The organism is Kitasatospora sp. NA04385 (genome assembly GCF_013364235.1).
Taxonomy (GTDB): Bacteria; Actinomycetota; Actinomycetes; order Streptomycetales; family Streptomycetaceae; genus Kitasatospora.
This window is the reverse complement of sequence record NZ_CP054919.1, coordinates 3067873-3094010: the sequence shown is the minus strand read 5'-3', so window position 1 is coordinate 3094010 and position 26138 is coordinate 3067873. Positions and strand designations below refer to the sequence as shown.

Below are 26138 nucleotides of genomic sequence, written 5' to 3'. Positions count from 1 at the left end.
GGGAGGTGTACGGTGAGCCCCCCGCCTTCCCTGCATCGTCCTGGACGAGGGCCTTGCCGTGCAACCGATTCGGCGTAAATGAAGGGTGCGGCCGGAACCGGACACGGCGCGGGGCGGCACCGGCCCGACCGCCGGGGGTGGTCACCGTCCGTGATAAGGGCTTGCTGGGCGTACCGGGGCGTACGCCGGGGCGGGCGGCTGACTGAGGTGCGGCGGCCGGCACCGGTACCGGCCGCCACACCCCGGGTCCGCCCGGTCGCGGACGGGGTCGCTGTCCCCTGCTGACCCGACCGCGGCACCGGGGCGCGGTCCCACGGCGGGCCCGTGCCCGCCACGCGCACCCGGTGGACCGGAGAAATGATCCACGCGTGGTTCCGCCGCGAGGTGCCGCCCGCACCTGGAGGGTGCCGGCGTTCCGCGCGGTCTCCCGGTGCAACGATTCGCCCGCCCGCGCGGTCACGGGCGCCGGCGCGGGCAGTCGGGTGAAAGCCTCCCGGTAGACTCGGGGTCGACACCCCCTTGTACCGCCGCCGGAAGGCCGTCTGTGTCCGCTGACTCCCCCGTCCAGTCCGCACCCGAGAACGACACCGTCCTGGTCGTCGACTTCGGTGCCCAGTACGCCCAGCTCATCGCCCGTCGGGTGCGTGAGGCGCGGGTCTACAGCGAGATCGTGCCGAGCACCATGCCGGTCGCCGAGATGCTCGCCAAGAACCCGCGGGCGATCATCCTCTCCGGCGGTCCGTCGTCGGTGTACGAGGAGGGTGCCCCGCAGCTCGACCGCGCCATCTTCGAGGCCGGCGTCCCGGTCTTCGGCATGTGCTACGGCTTCCAGCTGATGGCCAAGACCCTCGGCGGCACCGTCGACAACAGCGGCGCCCGCGAGTACGGCCGCACCCCGCTGAGCGTCTCCCGCCCCGGCTCCACGCTGTTCGAGGGCACCCCGGCGCAGCAGTCGGTGTGGATGTCGCACGGCGACGCCTGCTCGGCCGCGCCCGAGGGCTTCACGGTCACCGCCTCCACCGACGTGGTGCCGGTCGCCGCCTTCGAGAACGACGACCTCAAGCTGTACGGCGTGCAGTACCACCCCGAGGTGATGCACTCCGAGCACGGCCAGCAGGTACTGGAGCACTTCCTGTACCGCGGCGCCGGCATCGCCCCGGACTGGACCACGACCAACGTGGTCGAGGAGCAGGTCGCGCTGATCCGCGAGCAGGTCGGCGACAAGCGCGCCATCTGCGGCCTGTCCGGCGGCGTGGACTCCGCGGTCGCCGCCGCCCTGGTGCAGCGCGCCATCGGCGACCGGCTGACCTGCGTGTACGTCGACCACGGCCTGATGCGCAAGGGCGAGACCGAGCAGGTCGAGAAGGACTTCGTCGCGGCCACCGGCGTCAAGCTGGTCGTGGTCGACGCCGAGGAGCGCTTCCTGACCGCGCTGAAGGGCGTCTCCGACCCGGAGCAGAAGCGCAAGATCATCGGCCGCGAGTTCATCCGGGTCTTCGAGCAGGCCCAGGCCGACATCATCGCCGACGAGGGCCCCGCCGTGGAGTTCCTGGTCCAGGGCACCCTGTACCCGGACGTGGTGGAGTCCGGCGGCGGCACCGGCACCGCCAACATCAAGTCCCACCACAACGTCGGCGGCCTCCCCGAGGACCTGGAGTTCCGACTCGTCGAGCCGCTGCGCAAGCTGTTCAAGGACGAGGTCCGGATGGTCGGCCAGGAGCTCGGCCTGCCCGCCGAGATCGTCCAGCGCCAGCCGTTCCCCGGCCCCGGCCTGGGCATCCGGATCGTCGGCGAGGTCACCAAGGAGCGCCTGGACCTGCTGCGCGAGGCCGACGCCATCGCCCGCGAGGAGCTGACCCTGGCCGGCCTGGACGCCGAGATCTGGCAGTGCCCGGTGGTGCTGCTGGCCGACGTCCGCTCGGTCGGCGTGCAGGGCGACGGCCGCACCTACGGCCACCCGATCGTGCTGCGCCCGGTCTCCTCCGAGGACGCCATGACCGCGGACTGGTCGCGGCTGCCCTACGAGGTGCTGGCGAAGATCTCCACCCGGATCACCAACGAGGTCAAGGACGTGAACCGGGTCGTCCTGGACGTCACCTCCAAGCCGCCGGGCACCATCGAGTGGGAGTGATCCCACCGGCAACCGTGTGACCGCGCCGCCGCTTCCCGCGCCAGGGGAGTGGCGGCGCGGCCATGTGGGAAGGGCACGGGGCACAATCGGACCCGGTCCGGTCGGCAGCGGCGTCGGCGGACGGCAGGCGGCGAGGGAGAGGGCGGCGAGGATGGCGACGGGGACGGGCAACACGGCGGGCAGCACGGCGGGCGCCAGGATCACCGAGTGGAAGGCCCGGGGCGCGCGCTGGGCACTGCTGCCGCTGCGGCTGTTCCTCGGCGTGACCTTCGTCTACGCCGCCTTCGACAAGCTCTCCGACGCGCACTACCTGGCCGGCGCGGGCGACCCGGCCTCCTTCTACGCCCAGACCCTGGCCGCCAAGGGCGGCAGCCCGATCGGCTGGGCGCTGTCCCCCGCCCTGGACGCGCCCACCTTCTTCGGCCTGCTGATCGCCTTCGGCGAGCTCGCCGTGGGCCTGGGCACCCTGTTCGGCCTGTGGGGCCGGGTCGCCGCGCTCGGCGGCGCGCTGCTGTCCGCCACCCTCTGGCTGTCCGTCAGCTTCCACACCACCCCGTACTACCTCGGCAACGACCTGGCCTACCTGATGGCCTGGACGCCGCTGCTGCTGGCCGGCACCCCCCACCTGTCGGTCGACGGCTACCTGGCCGCCCGGGCCGCCCGGGACCGGGCCCGCGGTCTGGCCGAGGACGCGGTGCGCCGCCGGGCCCTGCTCGACGGCGGCATCGCGGCCGTCGCGCTCGGCGGCGCCGGGCTGCTCTCCGGCTCGCTCACCGCGAGCTTCGGCCGGGACGAAGCCCCCGCCACCGCGGCCGGCTCCGGCGCCACCAGCCCCGTCCCGCAGCCCGGCCCCTCGGTGCCGGCCGCGCAGGTCCCGGTCGGCGGCTCCGCCACCGTCAAGGACCCGGCCAGCGGCGACGCCGTCTACGTCGTCCAGCCCGCCGCCGGCCAGTACACCGGCCTGTCCTCGGTCTGCACCCACTCCGGCTGCGCGGTCAACCCGCCCAAGGACGGCCGGCTGTACTGCCCCTGCCACGGCTCCGTGTTCGACGCCGCCACCGGCGCGGTGATCACCGGCCCGGCCGTGAAGCCGCTGCCCAGGTTCGCCGTCACCAAGAACGGCGACCAGCTGGAGCTCGGCCCGCAGCAGTCCTAGCGGGCCCGGGACTCAGTCCAGGCTGTGGTCGTCGTCGCGGGCCCCGCCCTTCCCGCGCCGGGCCGCCGCCACCAGGGCGCCGGCCAGGCCGCCCGCGCCGAGCACGATGCACGCCAGCGGCAGCACGAAGCGGCTGTTCACCTCGCGGTCGTTCAGCGAGGCCACCAGGTACAGCACCGCCAGCGCGGTGAACAGCCCGCCCGCGACCAGCGCGTACAGGTCGAACCGATGCTTCCTCATCACCGCACCACCTCGATGTCCCCGGCGCCCACGGCCACCGTCAGTTCCAGTACGCCCCGGGACGGCTGTCCGTCCGGGACCTCGATCACGACGTCCTCGTTGGTGAACGGGCCCTCGAAGCTCTGCCCGTCCGGCAGCCGGACGGTGCCCGCGCCGTCGCGCAGCTTCATCCGCAGCTCCACCCCGGACGGCACGGTCACCCGGGCCTCGCCCGCGCCGACCCGCAGCTCGGTGGAGAGGGTGCCGCCCTGCGGGTCCAGCGCCGACAGGTCGAGCCGGGCGTCGCCGAGGCCCAGCGTGTAGCGGGGGCGCAGCTCGCCCGCCCCGACGTGCCAGGCGCGGTCGCCGGTGCTGTCCGCGACCGTCGCCGAGGTGCCCGCGGCGGCCACCAGGCCCGCGGTCAGCAGCAGCGACAGGAAGGTCAGCCCGCGGGTGCGCCCCCAGCGGGAGCCGACCAGCATGGCCAGGCCCAGCGGCAGCAGCGCCACCGCCAGCACCGTCGACCAGCGGTGCTGCCCGTGGTCGCTCGCCGCCACCGCCCAGGACGCGCCGACCGCGACCAGCACCGCGGACGCCCCCAGCACCGAGCTGCCGCGCTCCGCCTTGCGGCGGGCCTTCCACTCGCGGTGCCGCTCCATGCTCGCCCGGTGCCGCTCCATCGCCTCCCGCTGCGCCCGGTGGCGCTGGTCGGCCCGGGCCCGGAAGTCCGCCGTCCGGCGTTCCAGCCGCTCCCGGTGGGTCTCTCCGCGGTCTCCGCGGTCCTCGGGGTCCTCGGGGTCCCCGGGGTGCTCCGCGCGGGGCTCCTTGCGCAGCGGGTCGCCCGCCGGCAGGTCGGTGCGCTGCCACCAGGGCCGGGCGGCCGCCCCGGGCGGCGGCGTCGCCCCGCCGTACGGGTTGCGCTCCGGGTGCCGCGGGTCCCACAGGTAGCCGGACGGGCCGACCGGCGGGGTGTCGGCGGGCCGCTCCTCGGTGGCGCCGCCCGCCGAGTGCTCCTGCTGCCAGGAGCGCATCCGGTCCTGGAGCTCCGTGCTGCGGGCCTGCCACTCGACCCGCAGGTCCCGGCCGACCGCCTCGCTCCAGGTCTTCCAGTCGGCGAACGGGCCGGTCTCCTCCAGCCGGTCCCGCGGGCCGGACGGCCCGGCGGGCGGGGCCTCGCCGCTGTCGAAGCGCCGCCGCCGCTCCGGGTCGTAGCGCAGCGCCAGGAACACCAGGACGGCGAGCAGCAGCAGCGGGAACAGCTGGCCGCCGTCGCCCATCGAGGAGAAGAACACCCCGGTGCCGATCGCCGTCACCAGCACCGCGCCCACCGACTGCCCGTCGACCCGGCCGGTCAGCACCCGCTGCAGCTCGGTGCGGCCGCCCTCGCCGTCCTCGGCCTCCCGCGGCACCACCAGCCAGGCCAGGCCGTACAGGAACAACCCGAGCCCGCCGGTCAGGCCGAGCACCGCGATCACCACCCGGAACACCACCGGGTCGATGTCCAGGTAGCGGCCCAGGCCGCCGCACACGCCCGCCACCACCCGGTGCCGGGAGGAGCGGGTCAGCGCCGGGCGGCCCTCGGCGGGGGAGGCCGGCGGTTGCTCCGGGATCTGGTCGTCCGTCATGTCCCCCATCCTTCCGGGCCGCCGGGCCCGGCCCAACCGCCCCGGGCCCGGGAGCGACCCTGAACTGTCCCTGAGGGCCGCCTAGGGGCCGGACCCTGATGCGCCGCCGCACCGGCACCTGCCACCATCGGTGCCGTGGCCGCACCCGAGACCAGAACCACCGAACCCGCCCCGACCGAGGCGCCGGCCGGTGCGCCGCCCTACCGGCGGCTGTACCGCAGCCCGCACGGCCGGATCCTCGGCGGCGTCTGCCAGGGCCTGGCCACCCACCTCGGGGTGCCGGTCACCTGGGTGCGGCTGGCGTTCATCGTGCTGTTCTTCTCCGAGGGCATCGGCGCCCTGCTGTACGCCGCGTTCTGGGTCGTGGTGCCGCTGGGCATCAACCAGGCCGCCCCCGGCGCCGACCGCCCGGCCCGCCGCCCCGGCGACGGCGGCGGCCGCTTCGGGCGGATGCGCGAACTGCTGGAGCGCACCTTCCACGGCGACCAGGGCCTGCCCGCCGCCGCGGACGGCCCCGCCCCGGTCGAGGGCCGCGGCCGGGCCGGCAGCATGGGCCAGCTGTTCGCCCTGGTCGCGCTGGTCATCGGCGTGATGGCGCTGCTGTCCGCGCTGGGCATCCAGACCGCCAAGCCGTACGTGTGGCCGCTGCTGGCGGTCGGCATCGGCGTCGCCCTGGTGTGGCGGCAGGCCGACGACTCGCGCTGGCAGAGCTGGTTCGGCCTGGAGCCGGGCAGCCGCAAGGGCGCCTACCTGCGGGTGCTGTCCGGGGTGCTGCTGGTGGTGGCCGGCATCATCGGCTACTTCGTCACCCAGGGCGTGGACTCGCCGGTCGCGCTGGTCGTGGAGTCCTCGCTGGCCGTGGTCGCGGGCGTGCTGGTGCTCGGCGGCCCGTCCATGCTGCGGATGTGGCAGGACCTCGGCGCCGAGCGCACCGCCCGCATCCGGGCCCAGGAGCGGGCCGAGATCGCCGCACACGTCCACGACTCGGTGCTGCACACGCTGACCCTGATCCAGCGCCGGGCCGAGGACCCCAAGGAGGTGCTGCGCCTGGCCCGCGCCCAGGAGCGCGAGCTGCGGCTGTGGCTCTACCGCCCGGAGGCCGCCGCCGAGCAGGCCCCCGACACCCTGGCCGAGCACCTGCGGGAGATCGTCGCCGAGGTCGAGGACCGGCACGGCGTCCACCTGGAGCTGGTCTGCGTCGGCGACTGCCCGATGGACGAGAGGATCGCCTCGCAGATGCGGGCGGCCAGGGAAGCCATGGTGAACGCCGCCAAGTACGGTGGCGGTGGACCGGTCCAGGTCTACGCGGAGGTGGAGGGGAGGACGGTGTCGGTGTTCGTCCGCGACCACGGCCCCGGCTTCGACCCCGACGACCTCCCCGAGGACCGCATGGGCGTACGCGAATCGATCATCGGCCGGATGCGGCGCAACGGGGGCACCGCGCGGGTGCGGCCCGCGCCGGACGGCGGGACCGAGGTCGAGCTTGAGATGGAGAGGGCGGCAGATGACTGACGCAGCGTCGCAGGGGGCGGCACCGGGCAGGCGGGCCCGGGTGGTCCTGGTCGACGACCACCGGATGTTCCGCACCGGCGTGCGGGCCGAGATCGGGCGCACCGACGAGACCGGCATCGACGTGGTCGGCGAGGCCGACGACGTGGAGTCCGCGGTCCGGGTGGTCGCCGAGACCCGGCCCGACGTGGTGCTGCTCGACGTCCACCTGCCCGGTGGCGGCGGCGTCGAGGTGCTGCGCCGCTCGGCCGGCGCGGAGGGCGTGCGCTTCCTGGCGCTGTCCGTCTCGGACGCCGCCGAGGACGTGATCGGCGTGATCCGCGGCGGCGCCCGCGGCTACGTCACCAAGACCATCACCGGCACCGACCTGGTCAACGCGATCTTCCGGATCGCCGACGGCGACGCGGTGTTCTCGCCCCGGCTGGCCGGCTTCGTGCTCGACGCGTTCGCCGCCACCGACACCCCGCCGGTCGACGAGGACCTCGACCGGCTCACCCAGCGCGAGCGCGAGGTGCTGCGGCTGATCGCCCGCGGCTACGCGTACAAGGAGATCGCCAAGCAGCTGTTCATCTCGGTCAAGACCGTGGAGAGCCACGTCTCCGCGGTGCTGCGCAAGCTCCAGCTCTCCAACCGGCACGAACTGACCCGCTGGGCCACCGCCCGCCGCCTGGTCTGAACGGCAGGACGCCCCGGGCCCGGCACCCCCCGCGGGGGGTGCCGGGCCCGGGGCGTGCGGGACGGGGGGTCAGATGACCTGTTCCATCCGCTGCTGTTCGACGTTGTCCGCCCGGGCCGCGCTGCGGCGGTCGAGCGCCTTGGCGACCCTCTTGCCGAGCTTCTGGCCGGGCATCTCGATCAGCTTGTAGGTCAGCTGGCTGGCGACCAGCACCGCCGCGACGAAGGTCAGCGGCAGCAGCCAGCGGCCCCAGCCGGTGGTCGGGTAGGTGACCAGGTGGTCCTTGAACCACCAGGTCGCCCAGAGCACCGGGATGTGCACCACGTACACCGAGTAGCTGACCGTGCCGAGCCAGGTCAGCGGGCGGGGCCAGCGCTTGGAGCGCAGCAGCATGCCGAGGCCGAAGACCGCCCAGGCCGCCACGTACGGCAGCGAGAAGCCCTCCCAGCTGGAGGTCCAGGTGCGGTTGAAGGCGGACTTGCCGTGGTTGTACATGTAGCCGACGAGGAAGCCGGAGGCCAGGACGAAGGCGCAGGCGACGGCGGCCAGCGCCCGGTCGATCTGGCCCTTCTCGGCGCGGAAGATCGCGGTGCCGGCGAACATGGTGGCCAGGATCATCATGCTCTCGAAGAACGTGGACCTGGCGTTCACGAACAGCAGCAGCGCGCCGAGCCCGCCGAGCACCAGCGCGCCGATCCGGACCAGTTCGGGCCGGCCGAGCAGGACCAGCACCAGGCCGGTCAGCATCACCAGGACGGTGGCGATGATCAGGTGGTGGGTGGTGGACGGGGCCGTCCAGACCGGCTTCGTGGTGATCAGGGCCGGCTTCCACCAGGCGCCGAGCAGCAGCGCGGCCGCCGCGAAGAACAGCGCGATCGGGGCGCTCTGCCGGTGCCAGCCCTTCACGAACAGGGCGCTGACCAGGAAGTAGAACACCATTTCGTAGCAGAGCGTCCACATCGCGCCGAGCGCGCTCGGTATGTTGGTCATCTCGTGCAGCAGCGTCAGGTTCGCCAGGTACGACCAGTACGGGCGGTCGGTGACCACGCTCGGGACCGCCGAGTACTTGGTGGGCAGCACCAGCAGCGACAGCACCACGGTCACGATGATCAGCGGGTAGATCCGGAACAGCCGGCCCACCCAGAACCCGCGCACGTCACCGCGCCGCTCCAGCGAGGCGGGCACGATGTACCCGCTCACCAGGAAGAAGAGCATCACGGAGAAGATGCCCAGGTCGAACTTCTCCTCGAAGGCCGGGCCCCACGAGTACCACCGGAGCAGGCCGAAGTGGTGCACCGCGACGAGCAGAGCGGCGATTCCGCGCAGCGCGTCGAGCCAGCCGAGGCGCGCGGGGGGTCGTCCGGGGACGGCGGGCTTCCTGGTGCCATCCGCGAAGGAGGCGGACTGGTGTTCAATCGCGGTCACAGCCGATGAGGCTAGCCCACGACCGTCGTCATGCGCACCGTCCCAGGTGGTGACAGATGGGTTGCGTCCGGTACGCCTCCCGGTGCAGCGGCTCCATCCGGTGCGAGCGGTCCACGCGTTCCCGCTAGGCTCGCCCTGATCAGTGGCGAGACGGACAGTGTTTTCGGAGAGGTGCCCGCCCATGAGTGTCAGCGCGACCAGCAATCCTGCGCCCTCCGGCGCGGGTGCTGCCGCATCGTCGGGCCGGAGCGGGCTGCGAGCGGTGGCCGCCCGGACCCGGGGCCTGGTGTGGCTGCTGCCCGCAGTGGTCACCTTCGCCGTCTGCGCGTACGGCGCGGGCCGGCCCCTGCTGTGGGCGGACGAGCTGGCCACCTGGAACGCGGCCGACCGCTCGCCGCGGCAGATCCTCCACCTGCTGCACAACGTGGACGCTGTGATAGGCGTCTACTACCTGCTCATCCACTTCTGGACGGAGGCGTTCGGCCACTCGCTGGCCATGATCCGGATGCCCTCGGTGCTGGCCATGGCCGGGGCGGCCGCCTTCGTCACGCTCATCGGACGCAAGCTCTTCGGCACCACCGCGGGCGTGGTGGCCGGCCTGCTGTTCGCACTGATCCCCTCCGTCTCCCGCTACGGCCAGGAGGCCCGCGGCTACGCGTTCGTGGTGCTGTTCGCCGCGGCGGCGACCTTCCTGCTGCTGCGCGCGTTGGAACGGCCGGGGGTGCTGCGCTGGGTGCTCTACGCGCTCGCCCTGATAGGGGCCGGCGCCTTCCACATGATCTCGCTGGTCTTCCTCGTCCCGCACGCCCTGGTGGCGGCCTGGCGCTGGTGGGACGGCCGCTCGCGCGGCGTGCTGATCGGCTTCCCGCTGGCGGCCCTCGGCGGGGTGCTGCCGCTGGTGCCGCTGGTCCTGCTCGGACAGCGCCAGGTCGGGCGGCAGCTGAACTGGCTGGGCAAGCCGAGCCTGGAGTACGTCGCCGCGGGGTTCTGGCACGGCCTGTTCGCCTCGTCCTGGATCGGTCTGTGCGTGCTCGCCATGGCTGTCCTGCCGCTCGCCTGGTCGCGCGGCCGCCGTCCGGCGGCGGAGATCGGGATGATCGCGGTCCTGCCGATCCCGCTGCTGTGGATCATCTCGCAGGGGCACACCTCCTACTTCCTCGACCGCTACCTGCTCTTCACCCTCCCGGCCTGGGCCGTGCTGGCGGGCGCCGGCCTGACCGCGCTGCGCCCCCGCGCGCTCACCGCGATCGGCCTGATCTCGGTGCTCCTGCTGGGCGCCCACGACCAGCGGGCCCTGCGGCTGCGGTACTCCCACGCGGGCTGGGACGGCGCCGCCGCGGCGAAGGTCATCGCCCAGGGCTACCAGCCCGGCGACGCGGTCGCCCCGCTGCGCTACGGCAACGGCATCTTCAACGGCGTGGTCAGCGCGCTGGACTTCTACCTGCCCGAGCAGGACAAGCTGAAGGACGTCTTCGTCGAGCGGAGCGCGATCGCCAAGGGTGACCTGTACCCGACGCTCTGCACCGACTTGGCGGCCTGCCTCGGCGACACCAAGCGGATCTGGGTGGTCGCGATCGGCTGGGGCGACTCCTTCCAGGGCTTCTCGCCCGAGGAGACCGCGCTGCTCAAGAAGACCTTCCCGAAGACCACGGTCACCCAGGTGCCGAACACCGTGGTCACCCTGATGGAGCGCTGACACCGCGACGGCAGAGGTCGCGCGATCGACCGGACGCTCGATCGTGCGCCGTTAGACTGACCCCGCACCGGTTCTTCCACGCGCCACGGCCCCGCAGTAGCGGGGCCGTGGCCGTGCGGTCGCACCAGAAGTTCTCCCCGGACGCCGCTCCACCGCGGCACGACGCCCCCAAGGAGCGGTCAGTGATCAGCAGGCTCGGCGCCGGTGGGACGGTTCCGCGCGAGGACAACGGATCACTGGCCGAGGGGTCCGTCCGAGGTGCCTCGCCGACACGGGACTCGCTGCTGGTCCGGCTCCGGACGGCCACCCGCTACGCGCTGCCCGCGCTGGCCGGCTACGCGGTGGTCCGGGCGATCGGCGTCGTCGTGCTGCTGCTGTGGGACGGCCAGCACGGCACCACCGCACTGCACCGCCTGGCCACCATGTGGGACGCCTACTGGTACCAGGAGATCGCGGACCACGGCTACTCCGGCACCAAGCCGATGCCCGGCCCGCACGGTCTCTACCAGCCGTACGCGTTCTTCCCGGTCTACCCGGTGACGATCCGGGCGGTCGGCTGGGTGCTGCCGCTGTCCACGTCCTACGTGGCCCTGCTGGTGGCCTGGGCCGCCTCGCTGGCCGCGGCGTGGGGGATCTTCGCGGTGGCGGCCCGGTTGTACGGCCGCCGCACGGGCGTGATCGCCGCGGTGCTGTGGGGCGTCCTGCCGTACGCCGTGGTCGAGAGCATGGCGTACTCCGAGCTGATGTTCACCGCCTTCGCGGCCTGGACCATGTACGCGGCGGTGACCCGCCGCTGGGTCTGGGCCGGGGTCCTGTGCACGCTCGCCGGACTCACCAGGCCGACCGGCGTGGCCGTCGCGGCGGCGGTCGGCATCGGGGCGCTGTGGGCGGCGGTCACCCAGTGGACCGAGGCCCGCCGGGCCGGGGAACTGCGCCTGCGGCGGGCGCTGTGGCTGCGCCCGCTGATCGGCGGAGCCCTCGCACCGGTCGGCTTCGCCGCGTTCGTCGCCTGGGTGGGGGTGCGCAAGGGCCGCTGGGACGGCTACTTCCGGGTGCAGGACGCCTGGGAGTCGCACTTCGACTACGGCAAGTCCACGTACGACGTCATCCACGCCATGATCACGGTGCCAGGGGGCATCTGGCTCACCGACGTCGTCGTGACCTTCACCCTGGCGGGCTCGCTGGCGCTGTTCGCGGTCTCCCTGCTCCAGCGCCAGCCGCTCACCCTGGTGGTCTTCAGCGGGGTGATGCTGCTGCTCGCCATCGGCGACGCCGCCTACTTCAACTCGCGCGCCCGCTTCCTGCTGCCCGCCTTCGCCCTCCTGCTGCCGCTGGCCGCGGGTCTGGCCCGGGTGCGGACCCGGGGCGTGGTACCGAGCCTGCTCACCGCCGCGGCCCTGTGCTCGGCCCTGTACGGCGGGTACGTCGCCTTCGTCTACACCAACTCCCCGTGAGCCGGTCCGGCGCCCCGGGCCAGCGGACCGCCCGCGCGGCCGGAACGGGCCGGGGATGTCGGCGGTGGGCCATAGACTCGAAGGGCCATGAGTAGCCTCTTCGATGACCTCCCGCTCCCCGGCTTCGAGCGCCCCGCCGTCGGGTCGAGCCCCCGCCCCGCAGCTCAGCAGTGGTCCCAGGAGGAGGCACCGCCCCCGGACGAACCGTACGACGACGGCGGGTACGACCCCGGCTACGCCGAGGAGGACATCCCGGACGGGCTGTTCGCCACCGACCACGCCGCCGAGGCCGAGCGCGACGCCTGGCACCGCAACGGCGCGGCCCGCACCGTGGTCGACCCGGCGCAGCTGCTGGAGGGCATGAACGACCCGCAGCGCGAGGCCGTGCTGCACGCCGGCTCGCCGCTGCTGATCGTGGCCGGCGCCGGCTCCGGCAAGACCCGGGTGCTCACCCACCGGATCGCCCACCTGCTGGCCGCGCGCGGCGTGCAGCCCGGCGAGATCCTGGCGATCACCTTCACCAACAAGGCCGCCGGGGAGATGCGCGAGCGGGTCGAGGCGCTGGTCGGCCCGCGCGCCAAGGCGATGTGGGTCTCCACCTTCCACAGCGCGTGCGTGCGCATCCTGCGCCGCGAGGCCAAGCAGCTGGGCATGAACTCCAGCTTCTCGATCTACGACTCGGCGGACTCCCAGCGCCTGATGGCCCTGGTCTGCCGGGACCTCGACCTCGACCCCAAGCAGTTCCCGCCGAAGTCCTTCACCGCCAAGGTCAGCAACCTCAAGAACGAGCTGATCGACGAGGAGACGTACGCCGACCAGGCCGCCAACCCGATGGAGAAGAAGCTCGCCGAGGCGTACTTCCTCTACCAGCGGCGGCTGCGCGAGGCCAACGCCCTCGACTTCGACGACATCATCATGACCACCGTCCACCTGCTGCAGGCGTTCCCCGACGTCGCCGAGCACTACCGGCGCCGGTTCCGGCACATCCTGGTCGACGAGTACCAGGACACCAACCACGCCCAGTACACGCTGGTGCGCGAGCTCTCCGGCGGCTCCGCCGCCCACGCGCCCCGGATGACCGTCGACGGCGAGTACGTGAACCCCGCCGAGGCGCAGCTCGCGCAGCTCCCGCCCGCCGAGCTGTGCGTGGTCGGCGACGCCGACCAGTCGATCTACGCCTTCCGCGGCGCGACCATCCGCAACATCCTCCAGTTCGAGGAGGACTACCCGGACGCGACGACGATCCTGCTGGAGCAGAACTACCGCTCCACCCAGACCATCCTCACCGCCGCCAACTCGGTCATCGAGCGCAACACCAACCGCCGCAAGAAGAACCTGTGGACGGCGGGCGACCAGGGCGAGCAGGTCGTCGGCTACGTCGCCGACGACGAGCACGGCGAGGCCCAGTTCATCGCCGAGGAGATCGACCGCCTCACCGACGCGGGCGACGCCCGCCCCGGCGACGTGGCGATCTTCTACCGCACCAACGCCCAGTCCCGGGTGTTCGAGGAGGTGTTCATCCGGGTCGGCCTGCCGTACAAGGTCGTCGGCGGGGTGCGCTTCTACGAGCGCAAGGAGGTCAAGGACGTCCTGGCCTACCTGCGGGTGCTGTCCAACCCCGAGGACACCGTCCCGCTGCGCCGCATCCTCAACGTCCCCAAGCGCGGCATCGGCGAGCGCGCCGAGGCGATGATCGACGCCCTGGCCTCCCGCGAGCGGATCTCCTTCGCCGCCGCGCTGCGCCGGGTCGACGAGGCGTACGGGATGGCCGCGCGCTCCGCCAACGCGGTGAAGAAGTTCAACGAGCTGCTGGCCGGGCTGCGCCAGGTCGTCGAGTCCGGGGCCGGGCCGGCCGCCGTGCTGGAGGCGGTGCTGGAGGAGACCGGGTACCTCGCCGAGCTCCAGTCCTCCACCGACCCGCAGGACGAGACCCGGGTGGAGAACCTCCAGGAGCTCGCCGCGGTCGCCCTCGAGTACGAGAAGGACCCGGGGGAGCGCCCCGAGGGCGACGAGGGCCCGCCGGTCGGCTCGCTCGCCGACTTCCTGGGGCGGGTCGCGCTGGTCGCCGATTCCGATCAGATCCCGGACGAGGAGGACGGCGCGGGCGTCATCACGATGATGACCCTGCACACCGCCAAGGGCCTGGAGTTCCCGGTCGTCTTCCTCACCGGCATGGAGGACGGGATCTTCCCGCACATGCGGGCCCTCAACCAGGTCAAGGAGCTGGAGGAGGAGCGCCGCCTCGCCTACGTCGGCCTCACCCGGGCCAGGCAGCGGCTCTACCTGACCCGCTCGGTGCTGCGCAGCGCCTGGGGGCAGCCCTCCTACAACCCGGCCTCGCGCTTCCTGGAGGAGATCCCCGACAAGCTGATCGAGTGGAAGCGCACCGGCGCGGCCGCGGTGCCGCCCTCGCGCGGCTACTCCTCGTCCGGCTCCTCCGGCTCGGGCTCCGCGCGGGGCTCCGGCTTCTCCGCCGCCGCCTCCCCGAAGGCCGGCTGGGGCAAGTCCGCGCGGACGGTCACCGACCGGGAGGTCGTCGGGCTCGCCGTCGGCGACCGGGTCAGCCACGACAGCTTCGGCCTCGGCACCGTCGTCGCCACCCAGGGCGTCGGCGACAAGGCCCGGGCGACGGTCGACTTCGGCTCGGCCGGGCGCAAGGAGCTGCTGCTGCGGTACGCCCCCGTCGAGAAGCTCTGACGGGCCGGGTCGGCCCCCGCACGCTGTGATTTTGCCCTCCTCTCGGCAGGTGGGGAAGGACGGCGGCCCCACCGGGCCGCTAACCTCCCCTCAGATCTGTTAGAAGTGGTTAACACCGAGCCCGCGGCCGCACGGCCGGGTGGTGGACAACGTGGTCCAGGAGGCAGTCATGGTGGTGTCGGGGCCGATCCGAGTCGTGGTCGCCAAGCCCGGGCTCGACGGGCACGACCGGGGAGCCAAGGTCATCGCGCGGGCGCTGCGCGACGCCGGCATGGAGGTCATCTACACCGGCCTCCACCAGACCCCCGAGCAGATCGTCGACACGGCGATCCAGGAGGACGCGGACGGCATCGGCCTGTCCATCCTCTCCGGCGCGCACATGACCCTCTGCGCGAAGGTGATCGAGCTCCTCAAGGAGCGCGACGCCGCGGACATCAAGGTCTTCTGCGGCGGGATCATCCCCGACGCGGACATCACCGAGCTCAAGGCGCTCGGCGTCGCCGACATCTTCACCCCGGGCACCTCCACCCAGGACGTCGTCAGCTGGGTGCAGTCCAACCTGCGCGCCAGCTGAGAAGCGCACTGTGCTCAGGGGCCCGGGGAACGGCGGGGCCCAGGCTGCTGCGGGTTCACTGCCGTTGGGTGCCGCTGCTTCGGGTTCTGTTCACTACACGCAGCAGCACGAACCTTCGATGGGCTCCGGCCGTCAGCAGCACGAGCCCGCCGTTCCCCGGGCCCCTGGTCTGTCCCCTTTCTCCTCCCTAAGAGTTCTCCAGCTCGGCGAGCATCGCCTGCCGGAAGCGCAGGGTGCCCGCGAGGCGGGTGAAGGTGTCGGACCAGGCGGTGTCCGGGGAGGTGTCGGCGGCCAGGGCCTCGACGGCGGGGGCGGTCTCGGGGGCGAGGGCCCGCTCGGTCATGCCGAGGACGCCGCTGTGGCTCCACGGGTAGGAGCCGAGTTCCGCGGCGCGCTTGAGCGCGGCGACGACGGCGGTGGAGAGCGGGGGCGTCCAGGGCGTGGCGCAGGCGCCGAGCAGCTGGAAGGCGTCGCCGAGCCCGTGGGTCTGGACGAACGCGGCCGTCCAGGAGGCCCGTTCGGCGGGCGGCAGGACGGACAGCAGCTTGGCGGGCGCGCCCGGGGCCCGGGTGTCGCGGCCGGGCCGCGGCGGGGTGCCGAGCAGGGCGCGGGCCCAGGTCGCGTCCTGCTGGCGGACGGCGGCGCGGGCCCAGGCCTCGCGGAGGTCCTCGGCCCACTCGGCGCCGCCGCCGTCCGGTGAGTCGACGGTCGGCAGCGCGAGCAGCTGCTCGGGGGTGAGGCCCGTCCCGGCGGTCCACCGGTCGAGCGGGGCGCCCGCGACGACCTCGCCGAACCACCAGGCCCGTTCGCCGCGCCCGGTGGGGGACTTGAGCGGTATGCCGTCGCGCTGCATCGCGGCGTCGCAGGCGGCGGGCGCCGTGACGTGCAGCCGGTCGCCGTCGAGCCGGACGGCCCGGGCGGCCCGCTCGGCCATTCGGGCGGCGAGCGCCGAGCCGGGGAGGGTGGAGAGCAGTTCCGCGGCGGTGGCCCGGACGTTCTTGGAGCGGTCGGAGAGCGCGGCCTCCAGGAACTCCTCGTCGGCGGCGGAGAGGCCGTCCTGGAGGGAGTCCAGGAACAGCACCCGGTCCTCGGCGCGCTCGGTGCTCCAGGTGGAGGCGAGCAGCGCCAGTCCGGCGGCCGGGTCGGTGCGGCGCAGCCTGGTCAGGTGGGTGACGCGCTCGGCGAACAGGCCCTCCTGCCACAGGAGTTCACCGGGCTGGTCGAGGAGGTCCTGCTCGCCGGCGGTGCGGGTGACGTACTTCCAGTCCGGGTTCTGCGGGGCCAGCCAGCGGCCGAGCGGGCCGGCCAGCGTGACCGCGTCGGAGCGCAGTTCGGAACGGGCCCGGGCGGTGTCCAGCAGGGTCGGGACCAGGGCGGGCGGCAGCCGGTAGCCGTGCGCGCGGGCCGCGGTCAGCCACTGCGGGAGCAGCTCGGCCAGGTTGGCCGAGCCGCCGTGGCCGCTGCGGGTGCCGAGCAGCACGGCCAGTCGGCGGGCGGCGGCCTCGGGCAGGGCGGGCCGCGGGTCGTCCGGGGCGGCCGCGGGGGTCTCCACGGCGGGGGCGGGCAGTGCGCCGGCCCGGCGGCGGACGGCGGCGACGGCGGCCAGGTCGAGCAGCGCGCCGGCCGGTTCGGTGCGGTCGACGGCGGCGGCCAGCGGGGTGCGGGCCTGCGGCAGCGGACGGCGGTCGGTGCCGAGCAGGGCGGCGCCGTGCAGGTCGGCCCAGTCGTCGGCGGGGGCGAGCGTGGGCGCGGTCATGCCCGGTCTCCGTTCGGCCGGTGGGTGGCGGTGCGGTGGCGGCGGCCCCAGCCGCTGGCGAGGGCGGCCCGGCGGGCGGCGTGGTGCAGGGTGATGCGCCGGACGGCGGCGCGCTGCCGGATGCTGCGGGTGCGGGTCATCGGGTTCCTCCGGTCGACGGTGCGTCAGGGGGCGCCGGGGAGCGTCCCGTTCCGTCGGATGGTGCGGACATCGGGTGCGGGGAGCGGTGCCGGGTGTCAACGAGGGTGGTCCGGTGGGCGGTGCGCCGCCGGTTGACGGGGCGTCAACCGGCGGTGGGGGCGGTCAGCCGAGCGGGACGGGCCGGTGCTCGGCGTCCCACGCGGTGACGGGGGCGAAGCCGCGGTGGCCGCACTCGCCGAACAGCGTGACGGGGTGCCCGGCGGAGACCGCGGCGAGCCGCCACAGGGCCGGTTCGGGCAGCGCGCCGCGGCGCACCGGCAGGCTGTGCGTGCCGTCGGTGAGCTGCCAGCCGTCCGGGGTGCGGACCGGCACCACGTCGGCCAGGACGGTCGGCCAGCCGTCCAGCCACGGGTCCTCGGCGACGGCGGCGCCGTACTCGGCGAGTGCCCCGGCGGGCGTCAGACCCGCGGGCGCGGCGGCCGGGGCGGGCTCCGGGCTGCCGTAGCGGGTGCCGAGGACCGCCCGCAGCGGGCGCGCCCCCGGGTGGTAGGCCAGCTCGGCCTCCAGCAGGCGGCCGGTGGGCAGCGCCAGGTCGGGGGCCTGGCCGGGGCGGCCGAAGGCGAGCAGCAGGGCCTGCCGTCCGGTCTTCGCGCCGCGCAGCCACACCCGGCGGGTGGTCAGCCGGTCGTCGGCGGTGTCCCGGCTGCCCAGGACGTGCCAGCGGTCCCGGACGGTCGGGCCGGCGAGCAGGTCGGCGGTGTCGGTGGTGAAGCCGACCCGGGCCCGGACGGTCGCCGCGAGGGCCTCCGGCAGGGCGTCGATCCGGCCGTAGGCGCCGGCCAGCAGGTGCAGCATCGCGTACTCCTCCAGCAGTTCGTCCTGCGGCGCCTCGGCCAGCACCCGCACCCGGGACGCCAGGCCGCCCGCCTGGGCGTCGACCATCCGCGCGGCCACCTCCTCCCACGCACCGGCCGGCAGCGGGTCGGCCAGGCCGCGGCGGACCCCGTCGGCCAGCCGCAGCCGCAGCTCGCGGGCGCCGCCCGCGACCCGCTCGGCCCGGCGGGCGGCCCGCTTCCGGGCGGCCGCCGGGTCCGCCTCGGCGGCCTTCGCCCGCTGCTCGGCCGCCTTGGCCGCCCTGTCCGCGGCGGCCCGGCCGCGGCCGTCCAGCCACTCCTCGACCCAGTCCGGCGGGGCGGCCCCGTCGGCGACGGCCTCCGGCCCGGCGGCCCACAGCAGCAGCAGCCCCAGGGCGTGCTTGCACGGGAACTTCCGGCTCGGGCAGCTGCACTTGTACGCGGGCGTCCCCAGCTCGACCGCCGTCCGGTACGGGGTGCTGCCGCTGCCCTTGCACAGGCCCCACAGCGCGCCCCGCCCGGTGCCGGTGGCCGACCAGGGGGCCGGGCCGGAGAGCTTGCCCGCGGCCTTCAGGGAAGCCGGATCGGGCGCCAGCGAAAGGACGTGTTCGGTGCTCCAGCGTTCCTCCATGCCGACGACGCTAGGAGGGGCCACTGACAGTCGAGGGGCCGTCAGGGCCCGCCCCCGGAGCCGTCGGCCGCACCGCGCGGAGGGCGGGGCGGTTCCGGGGCGGGGCCTTCCTCGGGGCCTTCCTCGGGGCGGGCCGGGGGCGGGGCGCCGGGGGCCTGCCCGCCGCCGGGCGGCGGAACCGCTCCGCCGTGCCGGTCGGCCGGAGGCCGGAGCGAGCCGGAACCCGGACGGGCCGTCAGGCCGGGGCCAGCGGGCAGCCGGTGCCGACCCGGTCGGCCAGGTCGGCGCGCAGGGCGGCGAGCTCCGCCGCCCGGGCGTCGATCAGCGCGATCTTCTCCCGGAACAGCTCGGAGAGCCGCTCGGCGGCGTCCGGCGCGGCGCTCAACTCCGCGCCGGTGCGGGCGATCTCGGCGAGCGAGAAGCCGAGCGCCTGCGCGGTGCGGACGTACCGCAGCCAGGGCTCCGCCTCGGGCGGGAAGTCCCGGTAGCCGTTGGGCAGCCGGCGGGAGGCCAGCAGCCCGGTGCGCTCGTAGAAGCGCAGCGTGTCGCGGCTCAGCCCGGTCCGTTCGGCGAGTTCCCCGATGCGCACGTCCCTGCTCCCGTCGGCGGCTCGACCCTGGGACTTGACCCTGGACAGTACTCCACCCCCCAGCATGGGCCCGTCCCCGCACGAGACGGCACAGGAGCCCGACATGACGCCCCGCTACGCCCGCCTGGTCCGCGCCAGCGCCTGGTACGACCTGCTGGTCACCGCCCCCTTCGCCACCCCCTGGACGTACGCCCTCGCGCACCGGGCGCTGTCCGCGGCCTCCGGCGGGCTGGGGCTGGGCCAACTGCCGCCGCTGGAGCCGATGCAGACGCTGTTCGCCAACCTGATGGGGTCGGTGGTGCTGGTCTGGGCGCTGCTGCGGCTGCTGCGCCCGCAGCCGGTGCACGGGCTGTTCGACGGGGTGGCCCGGGTGCTGTTCGCCTGCTGGCAGGGCTGGGCGCTGGGGCAGGGCGCGACCGGGCTGCTGTGGGGCTTCCTGGCGGTGGAGGCGGCCTTCGGCGCGGCCCAGCTGTGGCCCTGGCGGCGGGCGGCCGACCGGCCCGTCCCGGCGGCCGGCTGACGCCGGGTCGGTTGTCAGTGCCGGGCGGCACAGTGGTGGGTGCACGGGGCGAACGGCAGTTCTCCCGCCCAGGTCAGCCCCGTGGCGTTCGTCCTTCGCGCCCTCCGTGCGCAGCGTTCTGACGACTCGTCAGTCCCCCCGTGAGATCGGAGCAGTCGATGACCACCGAGACGACCAGCGAGGTCCTGCGGCAGCACGCCGAGGACGCGTTCGCCGAGGAGCTGGCCGCCCTCGCCCGGCACGACGACCGGGACCGGCCGGAGCGCTGGCGCCTGTCGCCGTGGGCGGTCGCCACCTACCTGCTGGGCGGCGAGCTCGCCGACGGCACGGTGATCACGCCCAAGTACATCGGCCCGCGCCGGGTGATCGAGGTCGCCGTGACGACGCTGGCCACCGACCGGGCGCTGCTGCTGCTCGGCGTGCCCGGCACCGCCAAGACCTGGGTCTCCGAGCACCTCGCCGCCGCGATCTCCGGAGACTCCACGCTGCTCGTCCAGGGCACCGCGGGCACCCCCGAGGAGGCCGTCCGCTACGGCTGGAACTACGCCCAACTGCTCGCCCACGGCCCGAGCGAGGACGCGCTGGTGCCGTCCCCGCTGATGCGCGCCATGCGGGACGGGCGGATCGCCCGGGTCGAGGAGCTCACCCGCATCCCGGCGGACGTGCAGGACAGCCTGATCACCATCCTGTCCGAGAAGACGCTGCCCGTGCCGGAGCTGGGCTCCGAGGTGCAGGCGGTGCGCGGGTTCAACGTGATCGCCACCGCCAACGACCGGGACCGCGGCGTCAACGAGCTGTCCTCCGCGCTGCGCCGCCGCTTCAACACCGTGGTGCTGCCGCTGCCCGCCACGCTGGAGGAGGAGGTGGAGATCGTCACCCGCCGGGTCGGCCAGCTCGGCCGCTCGCTCGACCTGCCCGAACTGCCGGGCGGCGCCCAGGAGATCCTCCGGGTGGTGACGGTCTTCCGCGAGCTGCGGGCCGGCCTGACGGCCGACGGGCGGACGAAGGTGAAGACCCCCAGCGGCACGCTCTCCACCGCCGAGGCGATCTCGGTGGTCACCAACGGCCTCGCGCTGGCCGCGCACTTCGGCGACGGCGTGCTGCGCGCGGGGGACGTCGCGGACGGCATCGTCGGCGCGGTGGTCCGCGACCCGGTCGCCGACCGGCAGGTGTGGCGGGAGTACGTGGAGGGCGTGGTCCGCGACCGCGACGGCTGGAAGGACTTCTACCGGGCCGCCCGGGAGGTCTCCGCGTGAGTGCCGAGGCCATGAGCGCCACGGCCGCGGGCGCCGGGGCCGGGGCCGGGGCCGCGGAGGTGACGCTGCTCGGGGTGCGCCACCACGGCCCCGGCTCGGCCCGCGCGGTGGCCGCCGCACTGGCCGCCCTGCGGCCGGACGCGGTGCTGATCGAGGGCCCGCCGGAGGCCGACGACCTGGTCGCGGCCGCCGCCGGGAAGGACATGGTGCCGCCGGTCGCGCTGCTCGCGCACGTCGCCGACGACCCGGCGCGGGCCGCGTTCTGGCCGCTGGCCGAGTTCTCGCCCGAGTGGGTGGCGCTGCGGTACGGGCTGGACGCCGGGGTGCCCGTCCACTTCATCGACCTGCCCGCCGCGCAGAGCCTCGCGCTCGGCCCGCGCGGCGCCCGGGACGAGGGCCCGCTCGCGGACGGCGACGGGGGTGCTTCCGGCGGCGACGGGGGTGCTTCCGGCGGCGACGAAAACTCCGCCGCCGGGGGTGACACGTCCGGCCGTGACGGAGCGTCAGGAGAGGGGGAGGGGCCGGGAGTGCCGGGGGGCACTTCCGGGCCCGGGCCCGTCGACCCGATCGCCGAACTCGCCGCCGCCGCGGGCCACCCCGACCCGGAGGCCTGGTGGGAGGACGCGGTCGAGCACCGCACCCCCGACGGCGACCCGCTGGCCCCGTTCGCGGCCCTCGCCGAGGCGATGGCGGCGCTGCGCGAGCACCACCCGGCCGAGCGCCGCGACCTGGTCCGCGAGGCCGCGATGCGCCAGCGCGTCCGGGCCGCCCGCAAGGCCGGGCACCGGCGGATCGCCGTGGTCTGCGGCGCCTGGCACGTCCCGGCGCTGGCCGTGCTGCCGACCGTCGCGCACGACCGGGCGCTGCTCGCCGGGCTGCCGAAGAAGCTCAAGGTCGAACTGACCTGGGTGCCGTGGACGCACCGCCGGCTGTCCCAGCACACCGGCTACGGCGCGGGCATCGATTCGCCCGGCTGGTACCACCACCTGTTCACCGCCCCCGGGCAGCCGGTCACCCGCTGGATGACCAAGGTCGCCGAGCTGCTCCGGGCCGAGGACCACCCGGTCTCCTCCGCGCACGTCATCGAGGCGGTCCGGCTCGCCGACGGCCTCGCCGCGGTGCGCGGCCGCCCGCTGCCCGGCCTCACCGAGACGCTGGACGCGGTGCGCGCCGTGATGTGCGACGGCTCGGACGTCGCGCTCGCCCTGGTCCGCGAGCGCCTGGTGGTCGGCGACGCGCTCGGCGAAGTCCCCGACGGGGTGCCCGCCGTGCCGCTCCAGCGGGACCTGACCCGTCTGCAGCGCTCCCTGCGGCTCAAGCCGGAGGCCGCCCCCCGGGACCTCGTCCTCGACCTGCGCGAGGGCCTCGGCGTGGAGCGCTCCCGGCTGCTGCACCGGCTGCGGCTGCTCGGCCTGGACTGGGGCCGCCCGTCCCGGGACGGCGTCAACTCCACCGGCACCTTCCGGGAGACCTGGCAGCTCGTCTGGGAGCCCGAGTTCTCCGTCCGCCTGGTCGAAGCCGGCCAGTGGGGCACCACCGTGCGCTCGGCCGCCACCCACAAGGCGATCGCCGAGGCCGAGGGCGCCGAGCTGACCGCCCTGACCGCGCTCGCCGAGCAGTGCCTGCTGGCCGACCTGCCCGACGCGCTGCCCGAGGTGATGCGGCTGCTCGCCGACCGCGCCGCGCTCGACACCGACGCCGGGCACCTGGCCGCCGCGCTGCCCGCGCTGGTGCGGACCCTGCGCTACGGCGACGTCCGCTCCACCGACACCGGCTCGCTCACCGCCGTCGCCCACGGCCTGGCCGAGCGGCTCGGCCTCGCGCTGCCCGCCGCCTGCACCGGCCTCGACGCGGACGGCGCGAGCGCCCGCCGCGCCGAACTGGACGCCGTCCACCAGGCGATCGCCCTGCTCGGCGGCGACACCGTCGAACGCTGGGCCGGCACGCTGGCCGCACTGGCCGCCCGCGAACCGCACGGCGGTCCCGCGACGGGCGTCCCCGGCCTGCTGCGCGGCCGCGCGGTGCGGCTGCTGCTGGACGACGGGCGGCTCGACACCGAGGAGGCCGGGCGCTGGCTCGGCCTGGTGCTGTCCACCGCCTCCGACCCGGCCGACGCCGGCGGCTGGGTGGAGGGCTTCGTCTCCGGCGGCGGCGCGCTGCTGCTGCACGACCCGGCCCTGCTCGGCCTGCTCGACGGCTGGCTGTGCGGCGTCTCCCCGGACGCCTTCACCGACCTGCTGCCGGTGCTGCGCCGCACCTTCTCCTCGCTGGAGACGGGCGTCCGGCACACCATCGGCTCCCGGGTCGCGGCCGGCCCGCTCGGCGCTCCCGCGGCGGCCTCCGCCCCGAGCGCCCCGCTGGACGAGGAGCGCGCCGGGGCGACCACGGAGGTGCTGGCGCTGCTGCTGGGGGTGTCGCTCCCGCCGCCGCGGTTCCCCCGGCAGCCGGACCGCCGCGCCACGGCCTGACCGGCCCCTTCCCCTCTCCCCCTTCCCCCCTTCCGCTTCGCGCAGTTCCCCGCGCCCCCGACGGGGCACGAGAGTTGAGGAGTCACAGACATGGCGGTCCGTCAGGACGATGAGCGGATGCGGCGCTGGCGGCTGGTGCTCGGCGGGGACGCGGACGGCACCGGCGTGCGGTTGACCGGTCGGGACGCGGCGATGGACGGGGCGCTGGGGGCGCTGTACCGGGAGGACGGCAAGCGCTCGGCGGGGCTCGGCGGGTCGGCGCCGAAGGTGGCGCGCTGGCTGGGGGACATCCGGGAGTACTTCCCGACCAGCGTGGTGCGGCTGATGCAGCAGGACGCGATCTCCCGCCTCGGCCTGGACCGGCTGCTGCTGGAGCCGGAGATGCTGGCCGCCGTCGAGCCGGACGTGCACCTGGTGGGGACGCTGCTGTCGCTGAAGCACGCGCTGCCGGAGACCACCCGGGAGACCGCCCGGGCGGTGGTCGGCAAGGTGGTGGCCGACCTGGAGCGCCGGCTCGCGGACCGGACGCGCTCGACGGTCGGCGGCGCGCTGGACCGCAGCGCCCGGGTGAACCGCCCCCGGCACCGGGACATCGACTGGGACCGCACCATCCGGGCCAACCTGTCGAAGTACCTGCCGGAGTACCGCACGGTCGTCCCGGAGCGGCTGGTCGGCTACGCGCGGGCGCAGCGGGCGGTGAAGAAGGAGGTGATCCTGTGCATCGACCAGTCGGGGTCGATGGCGCCCTCGGTGGTGCACTCGGCGGTGTTCGGCGCGGTGCTGGCGTCGATGCCGAGCCTGGACACCCGGCTGGTGGTGTTCGACACCTCGGTGGTCGACCTGACCGAGCAGCTGAGCGACCCGGTGGACGTGCTGTTCGCGACGCAGCTGGGCGGCGGCACCGACATCAACCGGGCGCTGGCGTACTGCCAGTCGAGGATCAGCCGGCCGTCCGAGACGATCGTGGTGCTGATCAGCGACCTGTACGAGGGCGGCATCCGCAACGAGATGCTCAAGCGGGTGGCCGCGATGAAGGCCGCGGGGGTGCAGTTCGTCGCGCTGCTGGCGCTGTCCGACGAGGGCGCCCCGGCGTACGACCACGCGCACGCGCAGGCACTGGCGGAGCTGGGCGCCCCGGCGTTCGCCTGCACGCCGGACGCGTTCCCGGAGATCATGGCCGCGGCGATCGAGAAGCGTCCGCTGCCGGTGCCGGACCGGGGGTGAGTCGGGGGCGCCGCGGGCCGTCAAGGGCCGGGGCGCCCACCCGTACGGGTGAAGCGGTGGTGGCGCTCACCATCGCGCGCCCCCGCTGGTGAGGAGGCCCGGGGACGCGCCGGGACGGGGTCGTTGTGACGGTTCTCACCAAGGCGGACCCGGCCCCGGGCGAAACACGCCGGTCGTCCGGGGATAACCTGCCATGCGGACGTGACGCGCGTGTTGATTGACGATGCGCCCGGCAACTGCGTGGGCCGCAAGGCCGTACATCTGCGTACCCGCTCAGTGTCGACGACCCGCAGCGAAGATCCTGCCGTGGCACGCTCGTAGAGACACATTCCGCGACCACGAACAAGGACAAACACGTGGACCTGTTCGAGTACCAGGCGAGGGACCTCTTCGCCAAGCACGGCGTACCCGTGCTTGACGGCGATGTCATCGAGACCGCCGCAGACGCTGCCGCCATCGCGGAGCGCTTCGGCGGCCGAGCCGTCGTCAAGGCTCAGGTGAAGGTGGGTGGCCGAGGCAAGGCCGGTGGCGTGAAGCTCGCGTCCGACCCGCAGGACGCCGTGGCCAAGGCCGAGGCGATCCTCGGCATGGACATCAAGGGCCACACCGTCCACAAGGTCATGCTGGCCCAGACCGCGGACATCAAGGAGGAGTACTACGTCTCCTTCCTGCTCGACCGCACCAACCGCACCTTCCTGGCCATGGCCAGCGTCGAGGGCGGCGTGGAGATCGAGGTCGTGGCCGAGGAGAACCCGGACGCGCTGGCCAAGATCCCGGTCGACGCGAACGAGGGCGTGACCCCGGAGAAGGCCGCCGAGATCGTCGCCGCCGCGAAGTTCCCGGCCGAGATCGCCGACCAGGTCGCCGACGTCCTGCAGAAGCTCTGGGTCGTCTTCGTCAAGGAGGACGCCCTCCTGGTCGAGGTCAACCCGCTGATCAAGTCCGGCGAGGGCAAGATCATCGCCCTGGACGGCAAGGTCTCCCTGGACGAGAACGCCGAGTTCCGCCAGCCCGAGCACGAGGCGCTCGAGGACAAGGCCGCCGCCAACCCGCTGGAGGCGGCGGCGAAGGCCAAGGGCCTGAACTACGTCAAGCTCGACGGCCAGGTCGGCATCATCGGCAACGGCGCGGGCCTCGTCATGAGCACCCTGGACGTCGTCGCGTACGCCGGTGAGAACCACGGCGGCGTGAAGCCGGCCAACTTCCTCGACATCGGCGGCGGCGCGTCCGCCGAGGTGATGGCGAACGGCCTGGAGATCATCCTGGGCGACGCCGACGTCAAGTCGGTCTTCGTCAACGTCTTCGGCGGCATCACCGCCTGTGACGCGGTCGCCAACGGCATCGTGCAGGCCCTCGCGCTCCTGGAGAGCAAGGGCGAGGCCGTCACCAAGCCGCTGGTCGTCCGCCTGGACGGCAACAACGCGGAGCTCGGTCGCCAGATCCTGACCGACGCCAACCACCCGCTGGTCGAGCAGGTGGACACCATGGACGGCGCCGCTGACCGCGCCGCCGAGCTGGCCAACAAGTAAGGAAGGGA

General features: G+C 74.4%; 19 protein-coding genes and 1 pseudogene. 13 read left to right on the top strand and 7 right to left on the bottom strand.

The features are described from left to right. Positions 1-544: 544 nt before the first annotated feature. Together guaA and HUT16_RS39725 are read left to right on the top strand one after the other, a co-directional pair. Entirely contained in the window at positions 545-2131 is a 1587-nt protein-coding gene (guaA, locus tag HUT16_RS13460) for a glutamine-hydrolyzing GMP synthase (RefSeq protein ID WP_176188454.1), read from the top strand. Between the two features lie 151 nt (positions 2132-2282). Next, positions 2283-3287, top strand: coding sequence for a Rieske 2Fe-2S domain-containing protein (locus tag HUT16_RS39725; RefSeq protein WP_176188453.1), 1005 nt, complete (start codon positions 2283-2285; stop codon positions 3285-3287). Between the two features lie 12 nt (positions 3288-3299). Here HUT16_RS39725 and HUT16_RS13450 read toward each other — a convergent pair whose 3' ends face one another. Beyond that, positions 3300-3527 carry a hypothetical protein gene (locus tag HUT16_RS13450; RefSeq protein WP_176188452.1) on the bottom strand — a complete coding sequence of 76 codons (228 nt, stop codon included), beginning with the start codon at positions 3525-3527 and terminating at the stop codon, positions 3300-3302. Continuing rightward, positions 3527-5131, bottom strand: coding sequence for a PspC domain-containing protein (locus HUT16_RS13445; RefSeq protein ID WP_176188451.1), 1605 nt, complete (start codon positions 5129-5131; stop codon positions 3527-3529). Before HUT16_RS13445 ends, HUT16_RS13450 begins: the two co-directional genes overlap by 1 nt. 135 nt (positions 5132-5266) lie before the next feature. Here HUT16_RS13445 and HUT16_RS13440 point away from each other — a divergent pair, with 135 nt between their 5' ends. Together HUT16_RS13440 and HUT16_RS13435 are read left to right on the top strand one after the other, a co-directional pair. Further along, positions 5267-6643 carry an ATP-binding protein gene (locus HUT16_RS13440; protein WP_176188450.1) on the top strand — a complete coding sequence of 459 codons (1377 nt, stop codon included), beginning with the start codon at positions 5267-5269 and terminating at the stop codon, positions 6641-6643. Further along, positions 6636-7316 carry a response regulator transcription factor gene (locus tag HUT16_RS13435; protein WP_176188449.1) on the top strand — a complete coding sequence of 227 codons (681 nt, stop codon included), beginning with the start codon at positions 6636-6638 and terminating at the stop codon, positions 7314-7316. The genes HUT16_RS13440 and HUT16_RS13435 overlap by 8 nt, the downstream gene beginning before the upstream one ends. A gap of 69 nt (positions 7317-7385) precedes the next feature. On the opposite strand, the gene HUT16_RS13430 is transcribed toward HUT16_RS13435, so the two are convergent. Next, entirely contained in the window at positions 7386-8741 is a 1356-nt protein-coding gene (locus HUT16_RS13430) for an acyltransferase (RefSeq protein WP_176188448.1), read from the bottom strand. A gap of 262 nt (positions 8742-9003) precedes the next feature. Here HUT16_RS13430 and HUT16_RS13425 point away from each other — a divergent pair, with 262 nt between their 5' ends. The 4 genes from HUT16_RS13425 to HUT16_RS13410 all read left to right on the top strand — a co-directional run bounded on the left by HUT16_RS13425 (position 9004) and on the right by HUT16_RS13410 (position 15162). Beyond that, positions 9004-10437, top strand: coding sequence for a glycosyltransferase family 39 protein (locus HUT16_RS13425; RefSeq protein WP_176188447.1), 1434 nt, complete (start codon positions 9004-9006; stop codon positions 10435-10437). Between the two features lie 182 nt (positions 10438-10619). Then, on the top strand, positions 10620-11891 hold the full coding sequence (locus HUT16_RS13420) for a glycosyltransferase family 39 protein (protein WP_176188446.1): 1272 nt from the start codon (positions 10620-10622) through the stop codon (positions 11889-11891). Between the two features lie 87 nt (positions 11892-11978). After that, positions 11979-14588, top strand: a complete 2610-nt coding sequence (pcrA, locus tag HUT16_RS13415; RefSeq protein ID WP_176188445.1) for a DNA helicase PcrA — start codon at positions 11979-11981, stop codon at positions 14586-14588. A 169-nt stretch (positions 14589-14757) separates the two neighbouring features. Next, positions 14758-15162, top strand: coding sequence for a cobalamin B12-binding domain-containing protein (locus HUT16_RS13410; protein WP_176188444.1), 405 nt, complete (start codon positions 14758-14760; stop codon positions 15160-15162). Positions 15163-15349: 187 nt separating this feature from the next. Here the strand turns inward: HUT16_RS13410 and HUT16_RS13405 are convergent. The 4 genes and pseudogenes from HUT16_RS13405 to HUT16_RS13390 form a co-directional block, all read right to left on the bottom strand. Then, a pseudogene (locus HUT16_RS13405) lies at positions 15350-16915 on the bottom strand (DUF5691 domain-containing protein); the annotation flags it as partial. After that, positions 16915-17058 (bottom strand): hypothetical protein, encoded by a 144-nt coding sequence (locus HUT16_RS13400; protein ID WP_176188442.1) that lies wholly within the window; start codon positions 17056-17058, stop codon positions 16915-16917. The gene HUT16_RS13400 and the pseudogene HUT16_RS13405, both read right to left, overlap by 1 nt. A gap of 163 nt (positions 17059-17221) precedes the next feature. Beyond that, positions 17222-18544, bottom strand: a complete 1323-nt coding sequence (locus HUT16_RS13395) for an SWIM zinc finger family protein (protein ID WP_176188441.1) — start codon at positions 18542-18544, stop codon at positions 17222-17224. Between the two features lie 235 nt (positions 18545-18779). After that, on the bottom strand, positions 18780-19133 hold the full coding sequence (locus tag HUT16_RS13390) for a MerR family transcriptional regulator (protein ID WP_176188440.1): 354 nt from the start codon (positions 19131-19133) through the stop codon (positions 18780-18782). Positions 19134-19236: 103 nt separating this feature from the next. Between HUT16_RS13390 and HUT16_RS13385 the strand changes: the two genes are divergently transcribed. The 5 genes from HUT16_RS13385 to sucC all read left to right on the top strand — a co-directional run bounded on the left by HUT16_RS13385 (position 19237) and on the right by sucC (position 26130). Next, positions 19237-19653, top strand: coding sequence for a hypothetical protein (locus HUT16_RS13385; RefSeq protein ID WP_176188439.1), 417 nt, complete (start codon positions 19237-19239; stop codon positions 19651-19653). A gap of 158 nt (positions 19654-19811) precedes the next feature. Then, entirely contained in the window at positions 19812-20909 is a 1098-nt protein-coding gene (locus HUT16_RS13380; protein ID WP_176188438.1) for an AAA family ATPase, read from the top strand. A gap of 11 nt (positions 20910-20920) precedes the next feature. Beyond that, the gene (locus HUT16_RS13375; protein ID WP_176192660.1) at positions 20921-23377 is read left to right on the top strand and encodes a DUF5682 family protein; all 2457 of its coding nucleotides are present in this window, start codon (positions 20921-20923) and stop codon (positions 23375-23377) included. A 90-nt stretch (positions 23378-23467) separates the two neighbouring features. After that, positions 23468-24601 (top strand): VWA domain-containing protein, encoded by a 1134-nt coding sequence (locus tag HUT16_RS13370; protein ID WP_176188437.1) that lies wholly within the window; start codon positions 23468-23470, stop codon positions 24599-24601. 356 nt (positions 24602-24957) lie between these two features. Beyond that, positions 24958-26130 (top strand): ADP-forming succinate--CoA ligase subunit beta, encoded by a 1173-nt coding sequence (gene sucC / locus HUT16_RS13365; protein WP_176188436.1) that lies wholly within the window; start codon positions 24958-24960, stop codon positions 26128-26130. Positions 26131-26138 lie beyond the last annotated feature (8 nt).